The following is a 17,350-nucleotide window of genomic DNA, read 5'->3' on the forward strand; positions in this document are numbered from 1 at the left end:
CTCGTTGCTCGATCACCGTGCTGCATTCGTCACACCGGCGGCGGAACGTGTCTCGAACGGTGGCCCCGGGCAGGAGGGGTCCCTAGGCTGCGGAGCATGTCCCCGCAGGAGCACCTGTCCCTCCTCGCCGGAGGCGAGCCCCACACCCGCGAGGAGTGGGAGAAGGCCGCCGCCGACGTGCTGCGCAAGACCGGCCGGATGAAGGCGGAGGACTCCGACGCCCTCGTCTGGTCCAAGCTGACCCGCACGACGCTCGACGGCATCGAGATCACCCCGCTCGGCACGCCGCTGCTGGTCGCCGACGTGCCGGAGCCGGGTGAGCCCGGCCTCGCGCCGTACACGCGCGGCTCGGTGGCGGGCCGGGCCGACGAGGGCTGGGACGTGCGGGCGCACTACGCCGACCCCGACGCCGAGCAGAGCGCGCGGGACGTCCTCACCGACCTGGAGAACGGCGTCACCAGCCTGTGGCTCCAGCTGGGCGAGGCCGGCATCGCGGTGGCCGACCTGCCCGTGGTGCTCGAGGACGTGCTGCTCGACCTCGCGCCCGTCGTGCTCGACGCACCCGACGACCCGGTCGCGGCCGCCCGCGCCTACGCCGACCTGCTGGACGAGAAGGGCAAGGACGCCGCTCCCGGCACCAGCCTCGGCGGCGACCCGCTCGGCGTCGCCGTGCGCCACCGCGCCAACCCCGCCGCGCCGGCGCCGGGCGACCTCGAGGAGACCGTCCGGGCGCTCGCGGAGATCGCCCGCGAGCGCGGCACCTACGCCCTGACCGTCGATGCCACCGCGGTGCACGACCTCGGCGCGACCGACGCCCAGGAGCTCGGCTACAGCCTGGCCGCCGGGGCGGGGTACCTCCGGGCGCTGACCGCCTCCGGCCTCGACGTCGCGACCGCGGCGAGCCTGGTGGAGTTCCGCTACGCCGCCACCGACGAGCAGTTCCCGACGATCGCCAAGCTGCGCGCCGCGCGCCGCCTGTGGCAGCGGGTGCTCGAGCTGTCGGGCGTCGCGGACGCCGCCGGCCAGGTGCAGCACGTGGTCACGAGCCGGCCGATGATGAGCAAGTACGACCCCTGGGTCAACATGCTCCGCACCACGGTGGCCGCCTTCGCGGCGGGAGTCGGCGGCGCGACCTCGGTGACGGTGCTGCCCTTCGACAGCGCGATCGGCCTGCCCGACACGCTCGCCCGCCGCAACGCACGCAACACCTCCTCCCTGCTGATCTCCGAGTCCCACGTCGCGCGGGTCACCGACCCCGCCGGTGGCTCCTACGCCGTGGAGCGGCTCACCGACGACCTCGCCCACGCCGGCTGGGCCCAGCTGCAGCAGATCGAGGGCGAGGGCGGTGTCCTGGCCTCCCTCGACGCCGACGACGGCCTGCTGGTCCGCGTGCAGGAGCAGGCCGTGACCGCCCGCGACCGGCAGGTCGCGACCCGTCGCCGTCCGGTGACCGGGGTCAGCGAGTTCCCCAACCTGGCCGAGGAGCTGCCCGCGCGGAAGCCGTGGCCCGCTGCGGCCGTCCCGGTCCGCCGCTACGGCCAGCCGTTCGAGGAGATGCGCGACGCGCCTGTCGGCACGCCGGTCCTCCTGGCCACGCTGGGCCCGATCGCCCAGCACACCGCCCGCGCGACCTTCGCCGCCAACCTGCTCGCCGCCGGTGGCATCGACACGGTCGTGGCCGGGGCCACCGAGGGACCGGACGACCTGGTCGCCGCGTTCTCGGAGGCGGGCACCTCCGTGGTGTGCCTGGCCGGCACCGACCAGGCCTACGCGGAGTGGGGGGCAGCGGCGGTCAGCGCCCTGCGCGAGGCCGGCGCGACGTACGTCATCCTCGCCGGGAAGCCCGGCGAGAGCACGGTCGACTCCGTCGACGACAGCTGCGCGACGGGCGTGGACGCCTTGGCGTTCCTGACCCGCGTGCGAGAGGAGCTGGGCAAGTGACTGCCACCACTGGCAACGGGGTTCCGGAGAGCTTCGCGGAGCTGGACCTGGGCGACGGCGCGACGTCCGGCGGCGCGCCCAGGACCAGCGCGACCGAGGGCGCGGCGCCGTCCACCGACGCGGGCACCGTCGAGGACGGCGTCTGGGCCTCGCCGGAGGGCATCGGGGTCAAGAGCCTCTACACCGCCGCCGACCTCGACGGTCTCGACGCGCTGGACACCTACCCGGGCCTGACGCCGTTCCTGCGCGGCCCCTACCCGACGATGTACACCACCCAGCCGTGGACGGTCCGGCAGTACGCCGGCTTCTCGACCGCCGAGGAGTCCAACGCCTTCTACCGCCGCAACCTCAAGGCCGGCCAGAAGGGGCTCTCGGTCGCCTTCGACCTGGCCACGCACCGCGGCTACGACTCCGACCACCCGCGCGTGCGCGGCGACGTGGGCATGGCGGGCGTGGCGATCGACTCGATCTACGACGCGCGCACGCTCTTCGACGGCATCCCGCTGGACCAGATGTCGGTGTCGATGACGATGAACGGCGCGGTGCTGCCGGTCATGGCGCTCTACATCGTCGCGGCCGAGGAGCAGGGGGTGAAGCCGGAGCAGCTCGCGGGGACCATCCAGAACGACATCCTCAAGGAGTTCATGGTCCGCAACACCTACATCTACCCCCCGCAGCCGAGCATGCGGATCATCAGCGACATCTTCGCCTACACCGCGGCCAAGATGCCCCGCTTCAACTCCATCTCGATCTCCGGCTACCACATGCAGGAGGCCGGGGCGACCGCCGACCTCGAGCTCGCCTACACGCTGGCCGACGGCGTGGAGTACATCCGGGCCGGCCTCGACGCGGGCCTGGAGATCGACAAGTTCGCGCCCCGCCTGAGCTTCTTCTGGGCGATCGGCATGAACTTCTTCATGGAGGTCGCCAAGATGCGCGCGGCCCGCGCGCTGTGGGCGCGGCTGGTCAGCGACTTCGACCCGCAGAACCCCAAGTCGCTGTCGCTGCGCACGCACAGCCAGACCTCGGGCTGGTCGCTCACCGCGCAGGACGTGTTCAACAACGTGCAGCGCACCTGCATCGAGGCGATGGCCGCGACGCAGGGCCACACCCAGTCGCTGCACACCAATGCCCTCGACGAGGCCATCGCGCTGCCGACCGACTTCTCGGCCCGCATCGCCCGCAACACCCAATTGTTGCTGCAACAAGAATCCGGCACCACCGGCACGATCGACCCGTGGGCGGGCTCCTACTACGTCGAGCGGCTCACGCAGGACCTCGCCGAGCGCGCCTGGGGCCACATCCGCGAGGCCGAGGAGGCCGGCGGCATGGCCAAGGCGATCGAGGAGGGCATCCCCAAGATGCGCATCGAGGAGGCGGCCGCCCGCACACAGGCACGCATCGACTCGGGTGCGCAGAAGGTCATCGGCGTCAACACCTATCGCCTGCCGAGCGAGGACGCCCTCGACGTGCTCCGCGTCGACAACGCGGCGGTCTACAAGTCGCAGATCGCCAAGCTCGAGCGGCTGCGCGCCGAGCGCGACGACGACGATGTACGCCGGGCACTGGAGGCGATCACCAACAGCGCGGAGCGGGGCGCGGCCAAGGGGTCGCTCGACGGCAACCTGCTGGCGCTCGCGGTCGACGCGGCGCGGGTCAAGGCGACGGTCGGCGAGATCTCCGAGGCGATGGAGAAGGTCTACGGGCGGCACCAGGCCGTCATCCGTACGATCTCGGGTGTGTACAGGTCCGAGGCCGGTGAGTCCAACACGTCGGTGGAGAAGGTCCTCGCCGCGACCGACAAGTTCGAGGAGGAGGAGGGCCGTCGCCCCCGCATCCTCGTGGCCAAGATGGGGCAGGACGGCCATGACCGCGGCCAGAAGGTCGTCGTCTCCGCCTTCGCCGACCTCGGCTTCGACGTCGACGTGGGCCCGCTGTTCTCGACCCCCGAGGAGGTCGCCCAGCAGGCGGTCGACGCCGACGTGCACATCGTCGGGGTCAACTCGCTCGCGGCCGGCCACCTCACGCTCGTGCCCGCCCTCAAGCAGGCGCTGGCGGACCTCGGGGCCGAGGACACGCTCATCGTGGTCGGCGGGGTGATCCCGCCCGACGACGTGCCCACGCTGCTCGAGATGGGCGCCGCCGCGGTCTTCCCGCCCGGCACGGTCATCGCCGACGCCGCGCTCGGGCTGCTGGAGAAGCTGTCCGAGAAGCTCGGGCACGCGGCCTGAGCCGGGCTGGTCACGTGCCGGTCGACGTCGACGCCCTCGTCGCGGGGGTCCGTGAGGGCAAGCGCGCAGCCGTCGCACGGTCGATCACGCTGGTCGAGTCCTCGCGTCCCGACCACCGAGCCCTGGCCCGTGAGCTGGTCACCGCGCTGGCGTCGGAGGACGCGCCGGTCGTGCCCCGGGTCGGCATCTCCGGCGTGCCCGGGGTCGGGAAGTCGACGTTCATCGAGTCGCTCGGCACGCACCTCACCAGCCAGGACCTGCGGGTCGGGGTGCTGGCCGTCGACCCGTCGTCGGTGCGCACGGGCGGGTCCGTGCTGGGCGACAAGACCCGGATGCCGCGCCTGGCCACCGACCCGCGCGCCTACATCCGGCCCTCGCCGACCGCCGGCACCCTCGGCGGCGTCGCCCGCGCCACCGCGCAGTCGATGACCGTCCTCGAGGCCGCGGGGTACGACGTGGTGCTGGTCGAGACGGTCGGGGTCGGCCAGTCCGAGGTGACCGTCGCCGGCATGGTCGACTCGTTCCTCTTCCTCACCCTCGCCCGCACCGGGGACCAGCTGCAGGGGATCAAGAAGGGCATCCTCGAGATCGCCGACGTGATCGCGGTCAACAAGGCCGACGGTCGCGAGCACGAGACCGAGGCCGCGGCCAAGGAGCTGGCGGGTGCGCTGCGCTTCGTCCACCGCGGCGCCAAGGGCCGCTGGGTCCCGCCCGTCCTCACCTGCTCCGGCCTCACCGGTCACGGGGTCCCCGAGGTCTGGGCCAAGGTGGTCGCCCACCGCGAGTCCCTGGGGGAGCAGGGGGTGGCGGCCAAGCGGGCGCAGCAGCAGCTCGACTTCACCTGGGCGCTGGTCCGCGACGAGCTCGAGCAGCGCCTGCGCCGCTCGCCTGGCGTGGCCGCCGTGCGCGAGGCGATCCGGGCCGAGGTCCTCAGCGGCGCCCTCCCCGCCACGGCCGCCGCCGACCGGCTCCTCGAGGCCTTCGACGGCCGACCCACGCAGGCCTGATCGTCACGAGCCGCCCGGGCGCTCCTGCAGGTCGAGCTCGGCGGCGAGCGGCTCGGCCAGCCGCCGGCTGTAGTCGACGGTCATGTGCTGCAGGTCGCGCATCGTGACCAGGTCACCGACCACCGAGGGGCAGACCCCGTCGAAGCAGAACCACCTCGCCGCGTCGATGCTGCGCGCGCCGGCCGCCTCCGCCGCCTCGAACGAGGCCTCGGCCTCGCGCTGCGCGTCGGCGCGCGGGGTGAACAGGCAGTCGCCCAGGTCGGGGTGGCCGTCGGTCAGGCAGGTGGAGCTCGCCTGGCGCAGCCTCGGGGTGTTGCCCACGACGTAGGTCCGACCGGCGTGCGGGACGAGCCGCTCGAAGAGCGTGCGCCAGCCCGCCCGCAGGACCTCGAGGTAGCGCTCGAGGTCGCCGCCTCGGGACACCGTCTCGCCCGTGGCCGGGTCCACGACGGGCGTGGCGTGGGTGGCGACCACGAGCACGTCGGGGGAGAGGTCGTCGACCTGCTCCAGCGCCCAGTCCTGGAAGTCCTCGCACCCCTCGTCCGGCCGTCCGGTGTGGCGGTCGACCTGCACCAGGGCCGTCGCCATGCACCCGCTGTAGACCAGGAGGAGGACCCGGTAGCCGTGCCGGCGGCCGATCGTCTCGACGGCCGGGGCCAGGGCGCGGGCACGGGAGTCGCCGAGCACGACGATCGTGCGGGCAGCCGAGACGTCCCCGGTCGGGCACAGCGCGCGGGTCCCGGTGCGGCGGTAGTCGCACCTGCCGAGGGAGGCGACCGAGCCCACGACCTCGCGCAGGTCGGGCTGGAGGCCGCGGGGCACCTCGTGGTGGTCGCGAGCGGCCAGGACCGACGCCCGGACGAGGGCGACCAGCGGGTCCGTGCCGGCGTGGCGCGGCGGGTAGTCCGCCACGGTGACGGCCGGGCCGTTCGGCCAGGAGTCCAGCTCCCGGTCGATCACGCGCTGGCCGCCGAGGAGGACGGCGAGGGAGACGACGACGCTCACCGGGTAGACCAGCAGCGCCCGGCCGGTCGGGCGCCACGTCCGGCCGTGGAGGAAGGGCGTCTCGACCCACCTGTACGTCGCCCAGGAGAGCAGCAGCGCGACCGTCACCAGGAGCAGCTGGCCGGGCATGCTCTCGAGCCGGGAGGGCGCGGCCGCCCGGCCGAGCACCAGCAGCGGCCAGTGCCAGAGGTAGAGGGAGTAGGACCAGTCGCCGACGGTCGTGAGCGGGCGCACGGAGAGGAGCCGGCCGACCGCCGTGGGACGGCCGCCGTCCCCGTCGGGCAGGAGCAGCGCGGCGGTGCCGAGCACGGGCAGCGCGGCGACGACCCCCGGGAACGGCGTGGAGCCGTCGAGCAGCAGCGCGGCGGCGGCGACCGCGACCAGGCCGGCGGCGGCGGCCACCTGACGCACCGGCCGGGACCTCCACCGCCCCGCGGGCCACAGCGCGACCAGGGCACCGACGCCCAGCTCCCACGCCCGGGCCGGGGTCGAGAAGTAGGCCGTCACCGGTGAGGCGTGCGTGGTCCAGGCCGACCACGCGAGCGAGACCACGAGCAGCGGCACCAGCAGCCGGGTGGCGGCACCGTGCAGCGTCCGTCCGCCCCGGTGCGGCGCGGAGCGCACCCACGCCAGGCAGAGCAGGAGCAGCAGGGGCCAGGCGAGGTAGAACTGCTCCTCCACCGCCAGCGACCAGTAGTGCCGCAGCGGCGAGGCCGGCTCGCCCTGCGCGAAGTAGTCGGTGCCGACCGTCGCCTCGCGCAGGTTGGCGGCGAAGAAGGTCGCCCACACCCCGTCCGTCAGCACCTTCGCCGCCCGGGTCAGGGGGAGGACGAGCAGCGAGGCGACCGCCGTGGTGACCAGCACCAGCGTCGCCGCCGGGAGGATCCGCCGGGCGCGCCGGGCGTAGAACCGGCGCAGGGAGACCCGTCCGCTGCCCTCGGCCTCCCGCAGCAGCAGCGAGGTGATGAGGTAGCCCGAGATGACGAAGAAGACGTCGACGCCGACGTAGCCGCCGGGCAGCGCGCCCGGCCTCAGGTGGTTGACCACGACCACGAGGACCGCGACCGCGCGCAGGCCCTGGACGTCGAGGCGTCGGCGCAGCCTGGGGGTCCGGGCACCGGTCTCGCGCGCCGGGGTCGGCGCGGCGGACGTCGCCGGGGCAGCCACGCGCGGAATCTAGCACCGGCCGGTCGGCCCGACCCGGATCGCCACGGACGTGGGGCAGGGCGGATAACGTGGTGCCCGACATGTCCATCACGCGCACGCCCGCCGACACCGCCCTCGCGGCGGAGGTCGACCGCCTCGAGCCCGACCTGCGGGAGCTGCGGCGCGACCTGCACGCCCACCCCGAGCTCGCCTGGACCGAGAGCCGCACCACCGAGCTGGTCGCCGAGCGCCTGGTCGCCGAGGGCATCAAGGTGCAGCGCCTGTCCCGGTCGGGGCTCATCGCCGAGCTCGGCAGCGAGGGGCCCGTGGTCGCGCTGCGGGCCGACCTCGACGCGCTCCCGGTCGACGACACCACGCCCGACCCCTGGGCCAGCACCGTGGACGGGGTCGCCCACGCCTGCGGCCACGACGTGCACACCACCGCCCTGCTCGGTGCGGGGCTGGCCCTGCAGCAGGTCCTGGAGTCCCACGAGGTGCCGGGCCGCGTGCGGCTGCTGTTCCAGCCCGCCGAGGAGGTCATGCCCGGCGGGGCCCTCGAGGTGATCGCCGCCGGGGGGCTGGCCGAGGTGGAGCACGCCTTCGGCCTGCACTGCGACCCTTCGCTCGACGTGGGCCAGGTGGGCCTGCGGGTCGGTGCGATCACGGGGGCGGCCGACTCCGTGCGCGTGCGGCTGACGGGTCGTGGCGGCCACACCAGCCGGCCCCACCTGACCCAGGACCTCACCTACGCGCTCGGCACGATGATCACCGAGATCCCGGCGGCCCTCAGCCGCCGCCTCGACCCCCGCTCGGGCGTGAGCATGGTGTGGGGCGTGGTCCGCGCCGGCGCGGCGCAGAACGTCATCCCGTCGTACGGCGAGGCGGCCGGCACGGTGCGCATGCTCGACCCGGTCGCGTGGGCCGGCGCGGAGGAGCTGGTCACCACCCTGGTCCACCAGGTCGTGGCGCCCTTCGGGGTGACGGCCGAGGTCGACTACACCCGAGGCGTGCCGCCGGTGGTCAACCAGCCGCGGTCCACGGCGCTGCTGGCCGACGCGGTGGAGCTGACCCTCGGCGAGGCGGGCGTCGTCTCGACGACCCAGAGCCTCGGCGGCGAGGACTTCGGGTGGTACCTCGAGAAGGTGCCCGGTGCGATGGGCCGCCTCGGCACCCGCACCCCCGGCGGGCCGACGTACGACCTGCACCAGGGTGACCTGCGCATCGACGAGCGGTCCACCGCCGTCGGCGCCAAGGTCCTGGGCCACGCGGCCCTCACCGCGCTCGAGTGGACAACGAAGCGGTAACGGTTTCCCTCCCGCACCGGTGCGGGCTTCGGGCGCGCCGCGCCCGGCACTAGCCTCGGCCACGACTCCGCTGGGTGTGATCTGGCCCCGGGGCAATCGTGCACAGGAGGGATCGACAAGTGCGTCGACTCAAGAAGACATCGGCCGCGATCGCGGCCGCCGCGCTGCTCCTCGGCGGTGGCTTGACCGCATGTGGCAGCAAGGACACCGGGGCGTCCGGCAAGGGCGACCCGTGCTCCGGCGGCAAGGGCCCCAAGGTGGGCCTGGCCTACGACATCGGCGGCCGTGGCGACCAGTCGTTCAACGACGCCGCCTGGGCCGGCATGGAGAAGGCCCTCAAGGAGCTCGACGCCTCCTGCAAGGAGGTCAAGGCCGCCGCGGACGACGACAACGCCGCGCGCGCCGAGCGTCTGCGCACCCTCGCCGAGGCCGGCTTCAACCCGGTCATCGGCGTCGGCTTCGCCTACTCCGAGGCCGCGGCCGCGGTGGCGCCGGACTACCCCGACACCGACTTCGCGGTGATCGACGGCTACAGCCAGTTCGTCAAGGAGTCCAAGAACCTCGTCGACCTGACCTTCGCGGAGGAGCAGGGCTCCTTCCTCGTCGGCGTCGCCGCGGCGCTGAAGTCCCAGAAGAAGCACGTCGGCTTCCTCGGCGGCACCCACGGTGACCTGATCAAGAAGTTCGAGGCCGGCTACACCGCAGGTGTGCACGCCGTCGACCCGAAGATCAAGGTCGACGTCAAGTACCTCACCGAGGACCCCAACGACAACGCGACCGGCTTCGAGAACCCCGCCGGCGGCAAGACCGCTGCCGAGGGCCTCTTCGACGGCGGCGCCGACGTCGTCTACCACGCGGCCGGCAAGTCGGGACTCGGCCTGTTCCAGGCGGTCGCCGAGAAGGGCGACGGCTACTGGGCGATCGGTGTCGACTCCGACCAGTACCTCACCGCGGCCGCCGACCAGAAGCCGCACATCCTGACCTCGATGCTCAAGCGCGTGGACACCGCGGTGTTCGACGTGATCAGCGAGGTCAAGGACGACAGCTTCAAGGGCGGCAACAAGACCTACGACCTCAAGCTGGGCGGCGTGGGCTACTCCAAGTCCGGCGGCTTCGTCGACGACATCGCCGACCAGATCGACGGCTACGCCGAGAAGATCAAGAGCGGCGAGATCAAGGTCCCGACGGCGCCCAAGGGCTGATAGCCCGGGGCTCACGGCTCCGCTCCGAGCCCGGGGTCGCGCGATAGCGTGGCCCCGGGCTCGGCCGTTGTCAGCAGAGTGTCAGGAGGGACATGACCACCACCGACCTGCCCGAGCGGGCACCGGCGTCGCCGGGCGACGCCGTCCGCGTGAGCGGCATCGGCAAGCGCTTCCCGGGCGTGGTCGCCAACCACGACGTCGACTTCACCGTGCGTGCGGGCACGATCCACGCGCTCGTGGGGGAGAACGGCGCCGGCAAGTCGACCCTGATGAAGATCCTCTACGGCGTGCAGAAGCCCGACGAGGGGACGATCACGGTCAACGGCAAGGACCTCGTCCTCGGGTCGCCGACCGACGCGATCGCCGCGGGCATCGGCATGGTCTTCCAGCACTTCATGCTGGCCGACAACCTCACCGTCCTGGAGAACGTCGTCCTCGGCGCCGAGAAGCTGCACGGCATCGGGGGCAGGGCGCGCGACCGCATCCAGGAGATCTCCGACCGCTACGGCTTCGGGCTCGACCCCGACGAGCTGGTCGAGGACCTGGGTGTGGGGGAGCGGCAGCGGGTCGAGATCCTCAAGGTGCTCTACCGCGGCGCCGAGATCATCATCCTCGACGAGCCGACCGCGGTCCTCGTGCCGCAGGAGGTCGAGGCCCTCTTCGCCAACCTGCGCGAGCTCAAGGCGCAGGGGCACACCCTGATCTTCATCTCCCACAAGCTCGACGAGGTGCTCTCCGTCGCCGACGAGATCACCGTGATCCGCCGGGGCACGACGGTCGCCACGGTCGAGCCCGCCGACGTCACCGCCCGCCAGCTGGCCGAGCTCATGGTGGGTGCCGAGCTGCCCTCGCCGAGCACCGAGGAGTCGACGGTCACCGACCAGGTGCGCCTCGACGTACGCCACCTGACCGTGCGCGACGACGCCGGCCGCGAGGTCCTCCACGACGTGAGCCTGACCATCCACGCCGGCGAGGTGCTCGGCATCGCGGGGGTCGAGGGCAACGGCCAGACCGAGCTGGTCGAGGCGATCGTCGGCATGCACCGGCCCGCGGGTGGGTCCATCCGCCTCGGCGAGGACGACATCACCGCGTGGCACACGCTGCGGCGCCGGGAGTCCGGCATCGGCTACATCCCCGAGGACCGCCACCGCCACGGGCTGCTGCTCGACGCGCCCCTGTGGGAGAACCGCATCCTCGGCCACCAGACGCGCGAGCCCAACGTCTCCGGGCCGTTCCTCGACCGTCGCGGCGCACGTGAGGACTCCGAGCGCATCGTCGCGGAGTACGACGTCCGCACGCCCGGCATCGACACCACCGCACGGGCGCTCTCGGGCGGCAACCAGCAGAAGTTCATCGTCGGCCGGGAGATGAGCAGCACGCCCGTGGTGCTGATCGCCTCCCACCCGACCCGCGGCGTCGACGTCGGCGCCCAGGCGCAGATCTGGGACCACATCCGCCGCGCCCGTCGCGAGGGGCTGGCCGTGCTCCTGGTCTCCGCCGACCTCGACGAGCTGATCGGCCTGTCCGACACGATCCAGGTGATCCTGCGCGGGCGCCTGGTCGGCACCTTCGACCCGCAGACGGTCACCCCGCAGCAGCTCGGGTCCGCGATGACCGGGGCCGACGAGGGCACCGGCGAGACGACCGACACGGGAGCAGGAGCCGAGTGATGGACCTCCCCAAGCGCCTGGTGCTGGCGCTCGCCGCACCCGTGCTCGCCTTCGTGGTCTCGGGCATCGTGGCGACGGTCGTGCTGATGATCAGCGGGGACGACGTGGCGTCGTTCTGGTCGACGCTCACCTCGTGGCCCGAGAAGCGCAACCTGGTCAACATCGTCAACTACGCCGGCATCCTCTACCTCTCCGGCGTGGCCGCGGCGATCGGCTTCCGGATGAACCTGTTCAACATCGGCGTCGAGGGTCAGTACCGCATCGCCGGCCTCGCCGCCGGCTGGGTCGCCGGCGCCGCCTGGCTGCCGGGCTACGCCAACACCGCCCTGGCGATCGTCGCGGCGATGGTCGTCGGCGCGCTGTGGGCGGGCATCGCCGGCTGGCTGCGCGTCTCCCGCGGCGTGAGCGAGGTGATCTCGACGATCATGCTCAACGCGATCGCGGGCGCGATGATCGGCTACCTGATCAACAAGGTCGGCGTGCGCACGGGCGTCGACCTGCACACCGAGAACATCCCCCAGGAGTCGTGGGTCGGCACGATCCCGCTGCTGGGCGCCGACGGCGGGGTCTACGGCCTGACCGCCCTGGCGGTGCTCGTCGGGGTCGTCTACTGGCTGCTGCTCAGCCGGACCCGTTTCGGCTTCGAGCTGCGCGCGACCGGCATGTCGGAGACAGCGGCGGTGGCCAGCGGCGTCAACGTCAAGCGGATGATCGTCTACACGATGCTGATGTCAGGTGCCGTCGCCGGCCTGATCTCGCTGCCGGCGATGTTCGGCTCGGTGCACAACTACGGCCAGTCCACGCAGGCCGGCCTCGGCTTCGCCGGCATCGCGGTGGCGCTGCTCGGTCGCAACAACCCCGCGGGGATCGCGGCGGGCGCGCTGGTCTTCGCCTTCCTGCGGGAGAAGGGCAACCTGCTCAACATCCTGGCCGGCATCTCCCCGGAGATCGTCGCGGTCACCCAGGGCGTGATCGTGCTGGCGGTGGTCATCGCCTACGAGCTCGTGCGCCGCTACCGCGTCCGCTCCGAGCAGGCGGCGGTCGCCGAGAAGGTCGACGTCCACACCGAGGTCGAGGGGGCGAGGGCATGAGCACCAGCACTCCGGGGGCGGGCGTCAGCACCACCGCTGCTCCCCACGCCTCGCGGCACGGCAGGGAGCGCTCGGCGTTCTTCCGCTACCGCTGGTGGATCTACACCGTCGGCGCCCTGGTGCTCGTCTCGGCGGCACGCATCATCGGCAACGCCGACGACGTGTCGTCGTCGGGGACCCTGCGTGCGGCGATCCTGGCCGCCGTCCCCATCGCGCTGGCGGGGCTCGGTGGTCTGTGGTCCGAGCGCGCGGGCGTGGTCAACATCGGCCTCGAGGGCATGATGATCATGGGCACGCTGGGGGCGGGCTACTTCGGCTACCACTACGGCTGGATCGCCGGCGTGCTCGGCGGCATGCTCCTGGGAGCGGTCGCCGGTCTCGTGCACGCGGTCGCCACGGTGATCTTCGGGGTCGACCACATCGTCTCCGGCGTCGCGATCAACATCATCACGCTGGGCCTGGCCGGCTTCCTCGCCGAGCTGCTCTTCACCGACCTGCCCGGCGGTGGCCCGACGCAGTCACCCACGCTGCCCAAGCCGTGGGAGATCGACCTCACCGTGATCGCCGACCCGGCCAAGACGGTGGAGGACAAGCACTGGTTCGTGATCTCCGACCTGGCCTCCGCGGTGGGGGCGCTGACCCTCAACCTGTCGGTCCTCACGATCCTCGCGCTGGTGCTCGTCGTCGGGTCGGGGTGGGTGCTGTGGCGCACGCCGTTCGGCCTGCGCCTGCGGTCCTGCGGCGAGTCGCCGGCGGCCGCGGAGTCGCTGGGCGTCGACGTCTACCGCTACAAGATCGTCGCGGTCACGATCTCCGGGGCGCTGGCCGGTCTCGGTGGCGTGTTCCTCGCGATGGTCGCCCAGTCGGGGTTCCAGCAGAACCAGACCGGAGGCCGCGGCTACATCGGCCTCGCCGCGATGATCTTCGGCAACTGGCGGCCCGGTGGCCTGCTGCTGGGCTCGGGCCTCTTCGGCTACACCAACGGCGTCCAGCTGCGCTCGGGCGGCACCTCGCTGCACGCGCTCCTGCTCGCGGCCGGTGTCGTCCTGCTGGTGCTCGCCGTCGTCCAGCTGCGCCGGGGCGTGCGTGGCTCGGCCGTCGCCAGCGCCGTGATGGGGGCGGCCGTGATCGCGCTCTACTTCTCCATCGACGTGGTGCCGCGGCAGTTCACGACGATGGCCCCCTACGTCGCCACCCTGCTCGTGCTCGCCTTCGCCTCCCAGTCGTTGCGGATGCCGGCGGCCGACGGACAGGTCTACCGCAAGGGCTCTGCAGGATGAGTGGGCAGGATGAGTGGGCAGGATCAGGTGGGCACGATGAGGTGGGCAGGATGACGGCTCCCGAGGTCGGCGTCGACTGGGACGCGCTCCGCGCCGAGGCCGTCGCCGCGTGCGCACGCGCCTACGCGCCGTACTCCGACTACCAGGTGGGTGCCGCCGCGCTCGTCGACGACGGGCGCGTGGTGGTCGGCTGCAACGTGGAGAACGCCTCCTACGGCGTCGGGCTGTGCGCCGAGTGCGGGCTCGTCTCCGCCCTGCACGCCGGCGGCGGCGGGCGGCTGACGCACTTCGTGTGCGTCAACAAGGAGGGCGAGGTGATCATGCCGTGCGGCCGCTGCCGCCAGCTGCTGTTCGAGCACGGCGGTCGCGACCTCGTGCTGATGACGGTGAGCGGGGTCCGGCCGATGAGCGAGGTGCTCCCCGACGCCTTCGGACCCGACTCCTTGGAGCAGGTGCGTGCGCCCGACGTCGACGCTTGACCTGCACGACCCGGCCGTCGTCGCCGACCCCTACCCCGCGCTCGCGGAGGAGCGGTCCCGGCACGAGGTGGCCTGGCACGAGGCGAGCGGGGGATGGCTGGCGTTCTCGCACGCCGCGGTCTCGGCCGTCCAGCGCAACCGTGACCTCGGCCGGCTCTGGCGCGACCGCGAGCCCGCTGCCGAGCTGGAGCCGTTCAACCTCCTGCACCGCAACCAGATGATGGAGAACGAGCCGCCGCGGCACACCCGCCTGCGCCGCCCCGTCGCCGCGGCGTTCAACCGCGGTCACGTCGAGCGGCTGCGACCGCGGGTGCGGTCGCTCGCCGACGAGCTGCTCGACGCGCTGGACCCGACCGCGTTCGACCTGGTGCGCGACTTCGCCGAGCCCCTGCCGGTGCTGGTGATCTGCGAGCTGCTCGGCGTGCCGGCCTCCATGGTCGGGTCGCTGCGCGCGTGGTCGCAGGCGATCGTGCGGATGTACGAGCCGGGGACCGGCCCGGACGTGGTGGACGCGGCGGTCCGCGCCTCGGCCGACTTCGCGGCGTACGCCCGCGAGCTGGTCGCCGAGCGACGGGCCGCACCGCGCGACGACCTGGTCTCCGACCTGGCGCGCTCGGAGCTCACCGACGACGAGGTGGTCGCCTCCGTGGTGCTGCTGCTCAACGCCGGGCACGAGGCGTCGGTCAACGTCTTCGGCAACGGCGCGACGGCGATGCTGCGTCGCGGCCTGGTGCCGGGCGAGGACGTCGCGCTGACCGTCGAGGAGTGCCTGCGCTTCGACTCGGCCCTCCAGCTCTTCGAGCGCACGGCGACGGCGCCGGTCGAGGTGGGCGGCGTGGTGGTCCGGCCGGGGGAGAAGGTCTCGGTCCTCCTCGGGTCGGCCAACCGCGACGAGCGGGTCTTCGAGCGCGCGGACTCCTTCGTCGTCGACCGCGACCCCAACCCGCACGTCGCGTTCGGGGTCGGCGTGCACTTCTGCCTCGGCGCACCGCTGGCGCGCATGGAGCTGGCCGAGTCGATGTCGCGGCTGTGGGAGCGGTTCCCGAGACTCGCCCTGACGGGGCGACCCGAGTCGCGGGGCACCTTCGTGCTGAGAGGCCACCGGTCCGTGCCGGTGGCCGCCGAGTGAGACGAGGAGAGGCACAGTGGCCGAGGCGCACGACGCCGTCGAGGTGATCATCGCCAAGCGCGACGGGAGGAGGCTCACCGACAGCCAGGTCGACTGGGTCGTGGACGCCTACACCCGTGGTGTCGTGGCGGACGAGCAGATGTCGGCCCTCGCCATGGCGATCCTGCTCAACGGGATGGACCGCGGCGAGATCGCCCGGTGGACCGCGGCGATGATCGCGTCGGGGGAGCGGATGGACTTCTCCGCGCTCTCGCGCCCGACCGCCGACAAGCACTCGACCGGCGGCGTCGGGGACAAGATCACCTTGCCGCTCGCGCCGCTGGTCGCGGCCTGCGGGGTCGCGGTGCCCCAGCTCTCGGGCCGCGGGCTCGGCCACACCGGCGGCACGCTCGACAAGCTCGAGGCGATCCCCGGCTGGCGGGCGGCGCTGTCCAAGCAGGAGATGCTCGCCCAGCTCGAGGACGTCGGCGCGGTGATCTGCGCGGCCGGGTCGGGCCTGGCCCCGGCGGACAAGAAGCTCTACGCCCTGCGGGACGTGACCGGCACCGTCGAGGCGATCCCGCTCATCGCCTCCTCGATCATGAGCAAGAAGATCGCCGAGGGCACCGGGTCGCTGGTCCTCGACGTCAAGGTCGGCACCGGGGCCTTCATGAAGGACCTCGACCACGCCCGCCAGCTGGCCGAGACGATGGTCGCGCTCGGCACCGACGCGGGTGTGCACACCGTCGCGCTGCTCACCGACATGAGCACCCCCCTGGGGCGTACGGCGGGCAACGCGCTCGAGGTGCGCGAGTCGGTGGAGGTGCTGGCCGGGGGCGGACCCGGGGACGTGGTCGAGCTGACCCTCGCCCTGGCCCGTGAGATGCTCGCCGGCGCCGGCAGGGACGACGTCGACCCGGCCGACCGGCTCGCCGACGGCTCGGCGATGGACGCCTGGCGGGCGATGGTCTCCGCGCAGGGCGGCGACCCGGACGCCGACCTGCCGACCGCCCGCCACACCCACGTCGTCACCGCGCCGTCCGAGGGGGTCGTGACCCGGCTCGACGCCATGGCGGTCGGGATGGCCGCCTGGCGGCTCGGGGCGGGTCGCGCCGCCCAGGGCGAGCCCGTCCAGGCCGGGGCCGGGGTCGAGATCCACGCCCGACCGGGCGACCGGGTCGCGGCGGGTGCCCCGGTGCTGACGCTGCACACCGACGAGGAGGACCGCTTCGCCCGGGCGCTGGAGTCCCTCGAGGGTGGCTGGGACCGGGGGGACACCGCCCCGGACGGGGTCCCCCTGGTCCTCGACCGCATCGGCTGACCGGTCCCGAGGCTCGGACCTCCCCCTCGCGCCTCGACCAGCGGTAGGTTCGGGGTCATCGGACGTCGTACCCCAGGAGGCCGGCAGATGCGCGTGTTCAAGGACCTCGACGAAGTCGCCGCCTCGGTCGGCGAGACGATCGGCCCCACCGGCTGGATCCCGATCTCCCAGCGGCGGGTCAACGCCTTCGCCGACGCCACGGACGACCACCAGTGGATCCACGTCGACCGGGAGCGGGCGGCGGAGAGCCAGTTCGGCGGGACGATCGCCCACGGCTACCTGACCCTCTCGCTGCTGCCGATGATCGCCTCGAAGCTGTTCGTCATCGAGCACCGCGGGGCCAAGCTCAACTACGGCGTCAACAAGGTGCGGTTCCCCGCCCCGGTCCTGGTCGACTCCAAGATCCGGGGCTCGGTGACGGTCTCCTCCGTGGAGGACCTGTCGATCGGCAAGCGGCTGGTCCTCGACTACGTGGTCGAGGCGGAGGGCCAGGACAAGCCGGCGATGGTCGCCCAGTCGGTCGTGGTCGTGCTCGACGAAGAGAGGCCTGACGCCTGACGTCACC

The 17,350-nt window shown here is 72.9% G+C and carries 13 protein-coding genes; 12 read left to right on the forward strand and 1 reads right to left on the reverse strand.

Features of this window, described 5'->3' with window-relative positions:
- Positions 1-96: 96 nt before the first annotated feature.
- From J2S63_RS17585 to meaB, 3 genes are read left to right on the forward strand one after another with little or no spacing between them, the layout of a single operon-like run.
- On the forward strand, positions 97-1,941 hold the full coding sequence (locus tag J2S63_RS17585) for a methylmalonyl-CoA mutase family protein (protein ID WP_310304916.1): 1,845 nt from the start codon (positions 97-99) through the stop codon (positions 1,939-1,941).
- Positions 1,938-4,172, forward strand: a complete 2,235-nt coding sequence (gene scpA / locus J2S63_RS17590) for a methylmalonyl-CoA mutase (RefSeq protein ID WP_374725121.1) — start codon at positions 1,938-1,940, stop codon at positions 4,170-4,172. The genes J2S63_RS17585 and scpA overlap by 4 nt, the downstream gene beginning before the upstream one ends.
- A 14-nt stretch (positions 4,173-4,186) precedes the next feature.
- Entirely contained in the window at positions 4,187-5,179 is a 993-nt protein-coding gene (gene meaB / locus J2S63_RS17595) for a methylmalonyl Co-A mutase-associated GTPase MeaB (RefSeq protein ID WP_310304918.1), read from the forward strand.
- Between the two features lie 3 nt (positions 5,180-5,182).
- On the opposite strand, the gene J2S63_RS17600 is transcribed toward meaB, so the two are convergent.
- On the reverse strand, positions 5,183-7,351 hold the full coding sequence (locus J2S63_RS17600) for an acyltransferase family protein (RefSeq protein ID WP_310304920.1): 2,169 nt from the start codon (positions 7,349-7,351) through the stop codon (positions 5,183-5,185).
- An 80-nt stretch (positions 7,352-7,431) separates the two neighbouring features.
- Between J2S63_RS17600 and J2S63_RS17605 the strand changes: the two genes are divergently transcribed.
- From J2S63_RS17605 to J2S63_RS17645, 9 genes are all read left to right on the forward strand, one after another.
- Positions 7,432-8,634, forward strand: coding sequence for an amidohydrolase (locus tag J2S63_RS17605; protein WP_310306736.1), 1,203 nt, complete (start codon positions 7,432-7,434; stop codon positions 8,632-8,634).
- Positions 8,635-8,753: 119 nt separating this feature from the next.
- Positions 8,754-9,836 (forward strand): BMP family lipoprotein, encoded by a 1,083-nt coding sequence (locus J2S63_RS17610; RefSeq protein WP_310304923.1) that lies wholly within the window; start codon positions 8,754-8,756, stop codon positions 9,834-9,836.
- Between the two features lie 92 nt (positions 9,837-9,928).
- On the forward strand, positions 9,929-11,506 hold the full coding sequence (locus J2S63_RS17615) for an ABC transporter ATP-binding protein (RefSeq protein WP_310304926.1): 1,578 nt from the start codon (positions 9,929-9,931) through the stop codon (positions 11,504-11,506).
- Positions 11,506-12,597 (forward strand): ABC transporter permease, encoded by a 1,092-nt coding sequence (locus J2S63_RS17620; RefSeq protein WP_310304930.1) that lies wholly within the window; start codon positions 11,506-11,508, stop codon positions 12,595-12,597. The genes J2S63_RS17615 and J2S63_RS17620 overlap by 1 nt, the downstream gene beginning before the upstream one ends.
- Positions 12,594-13,877 (forward strand): ABC transporter permease, encoded by a 1,284-nt coding sequence (locus J2S63_RS17625; protein WP_310304933.1) that lies wholly within the window; start codon positions 12,594-12,596, stop codon positions 13,875-13,877. Before J2S63_RS17620 ends, J2S63_RS17625 begins: the two co-directional genes overlap by 4 nt.
- Positions 13,878-13,927: 50 nt before the next feature.
- Positions 13,928-14,356 (forward strand): cytidine deaminase, encoded by a 429-nt coding sequence (locus J2S63_RS17630; RefSeq protein WP_310304935.1) that lies wholly within the window; start codon positions 13,928-13,930, stop codon positions 14,354-14,356.
- A complete protein-coding gene (locus tag J2S63_RS17635; protein ID WP_310304937.1) occupies positions 14,334-15,485 on the forward strand; it encodes a cytochrome P450 in 1,152 nt (383 codons plus the stop codon). The genes J2S63_RS17630 and J2S63_RS17635 overlap by 23 nt, the downstream gene beginning before the upstream one ends.
- 16 nt (positions 15,486-15,501) lie before the next feature.
- A complete protein-coding gene (locus J2S63_RS17640; RefSeq protein ID WP_310304940.1) occupies positions 15,502-16,785 on the forward strand; it encodes a thymidine phosphorylase in 1,284 nt (427 codons plus the stop codon).
- An 87-nt stretch (positions 16,786-16,872) separates the two neighbouring features.
- On the forward strand, positions 16,873-17,343 hold the full coding sequence (locus tag J2S63_RS17645) for a MaoC family dehydratase (protein WP_310304942.1): 471 nt from the start codon (positions 16,873-16,875) through the stop codon (positions 17,341-17,343).
- Positions 17,344-17,350: the final 7 nt, after the last annotated feature.

Origin of the sequence: Nocardioides marmoribigeumensis (assembly GCF_031458325.1) — a bacterium.
GTDB lineage: Bacteria > Actinomycetota > Actinomycetes > Propionibacteriales > Nocardioidaceae > Marmoricola_A > Marmoricola_A marmoribigeumensis.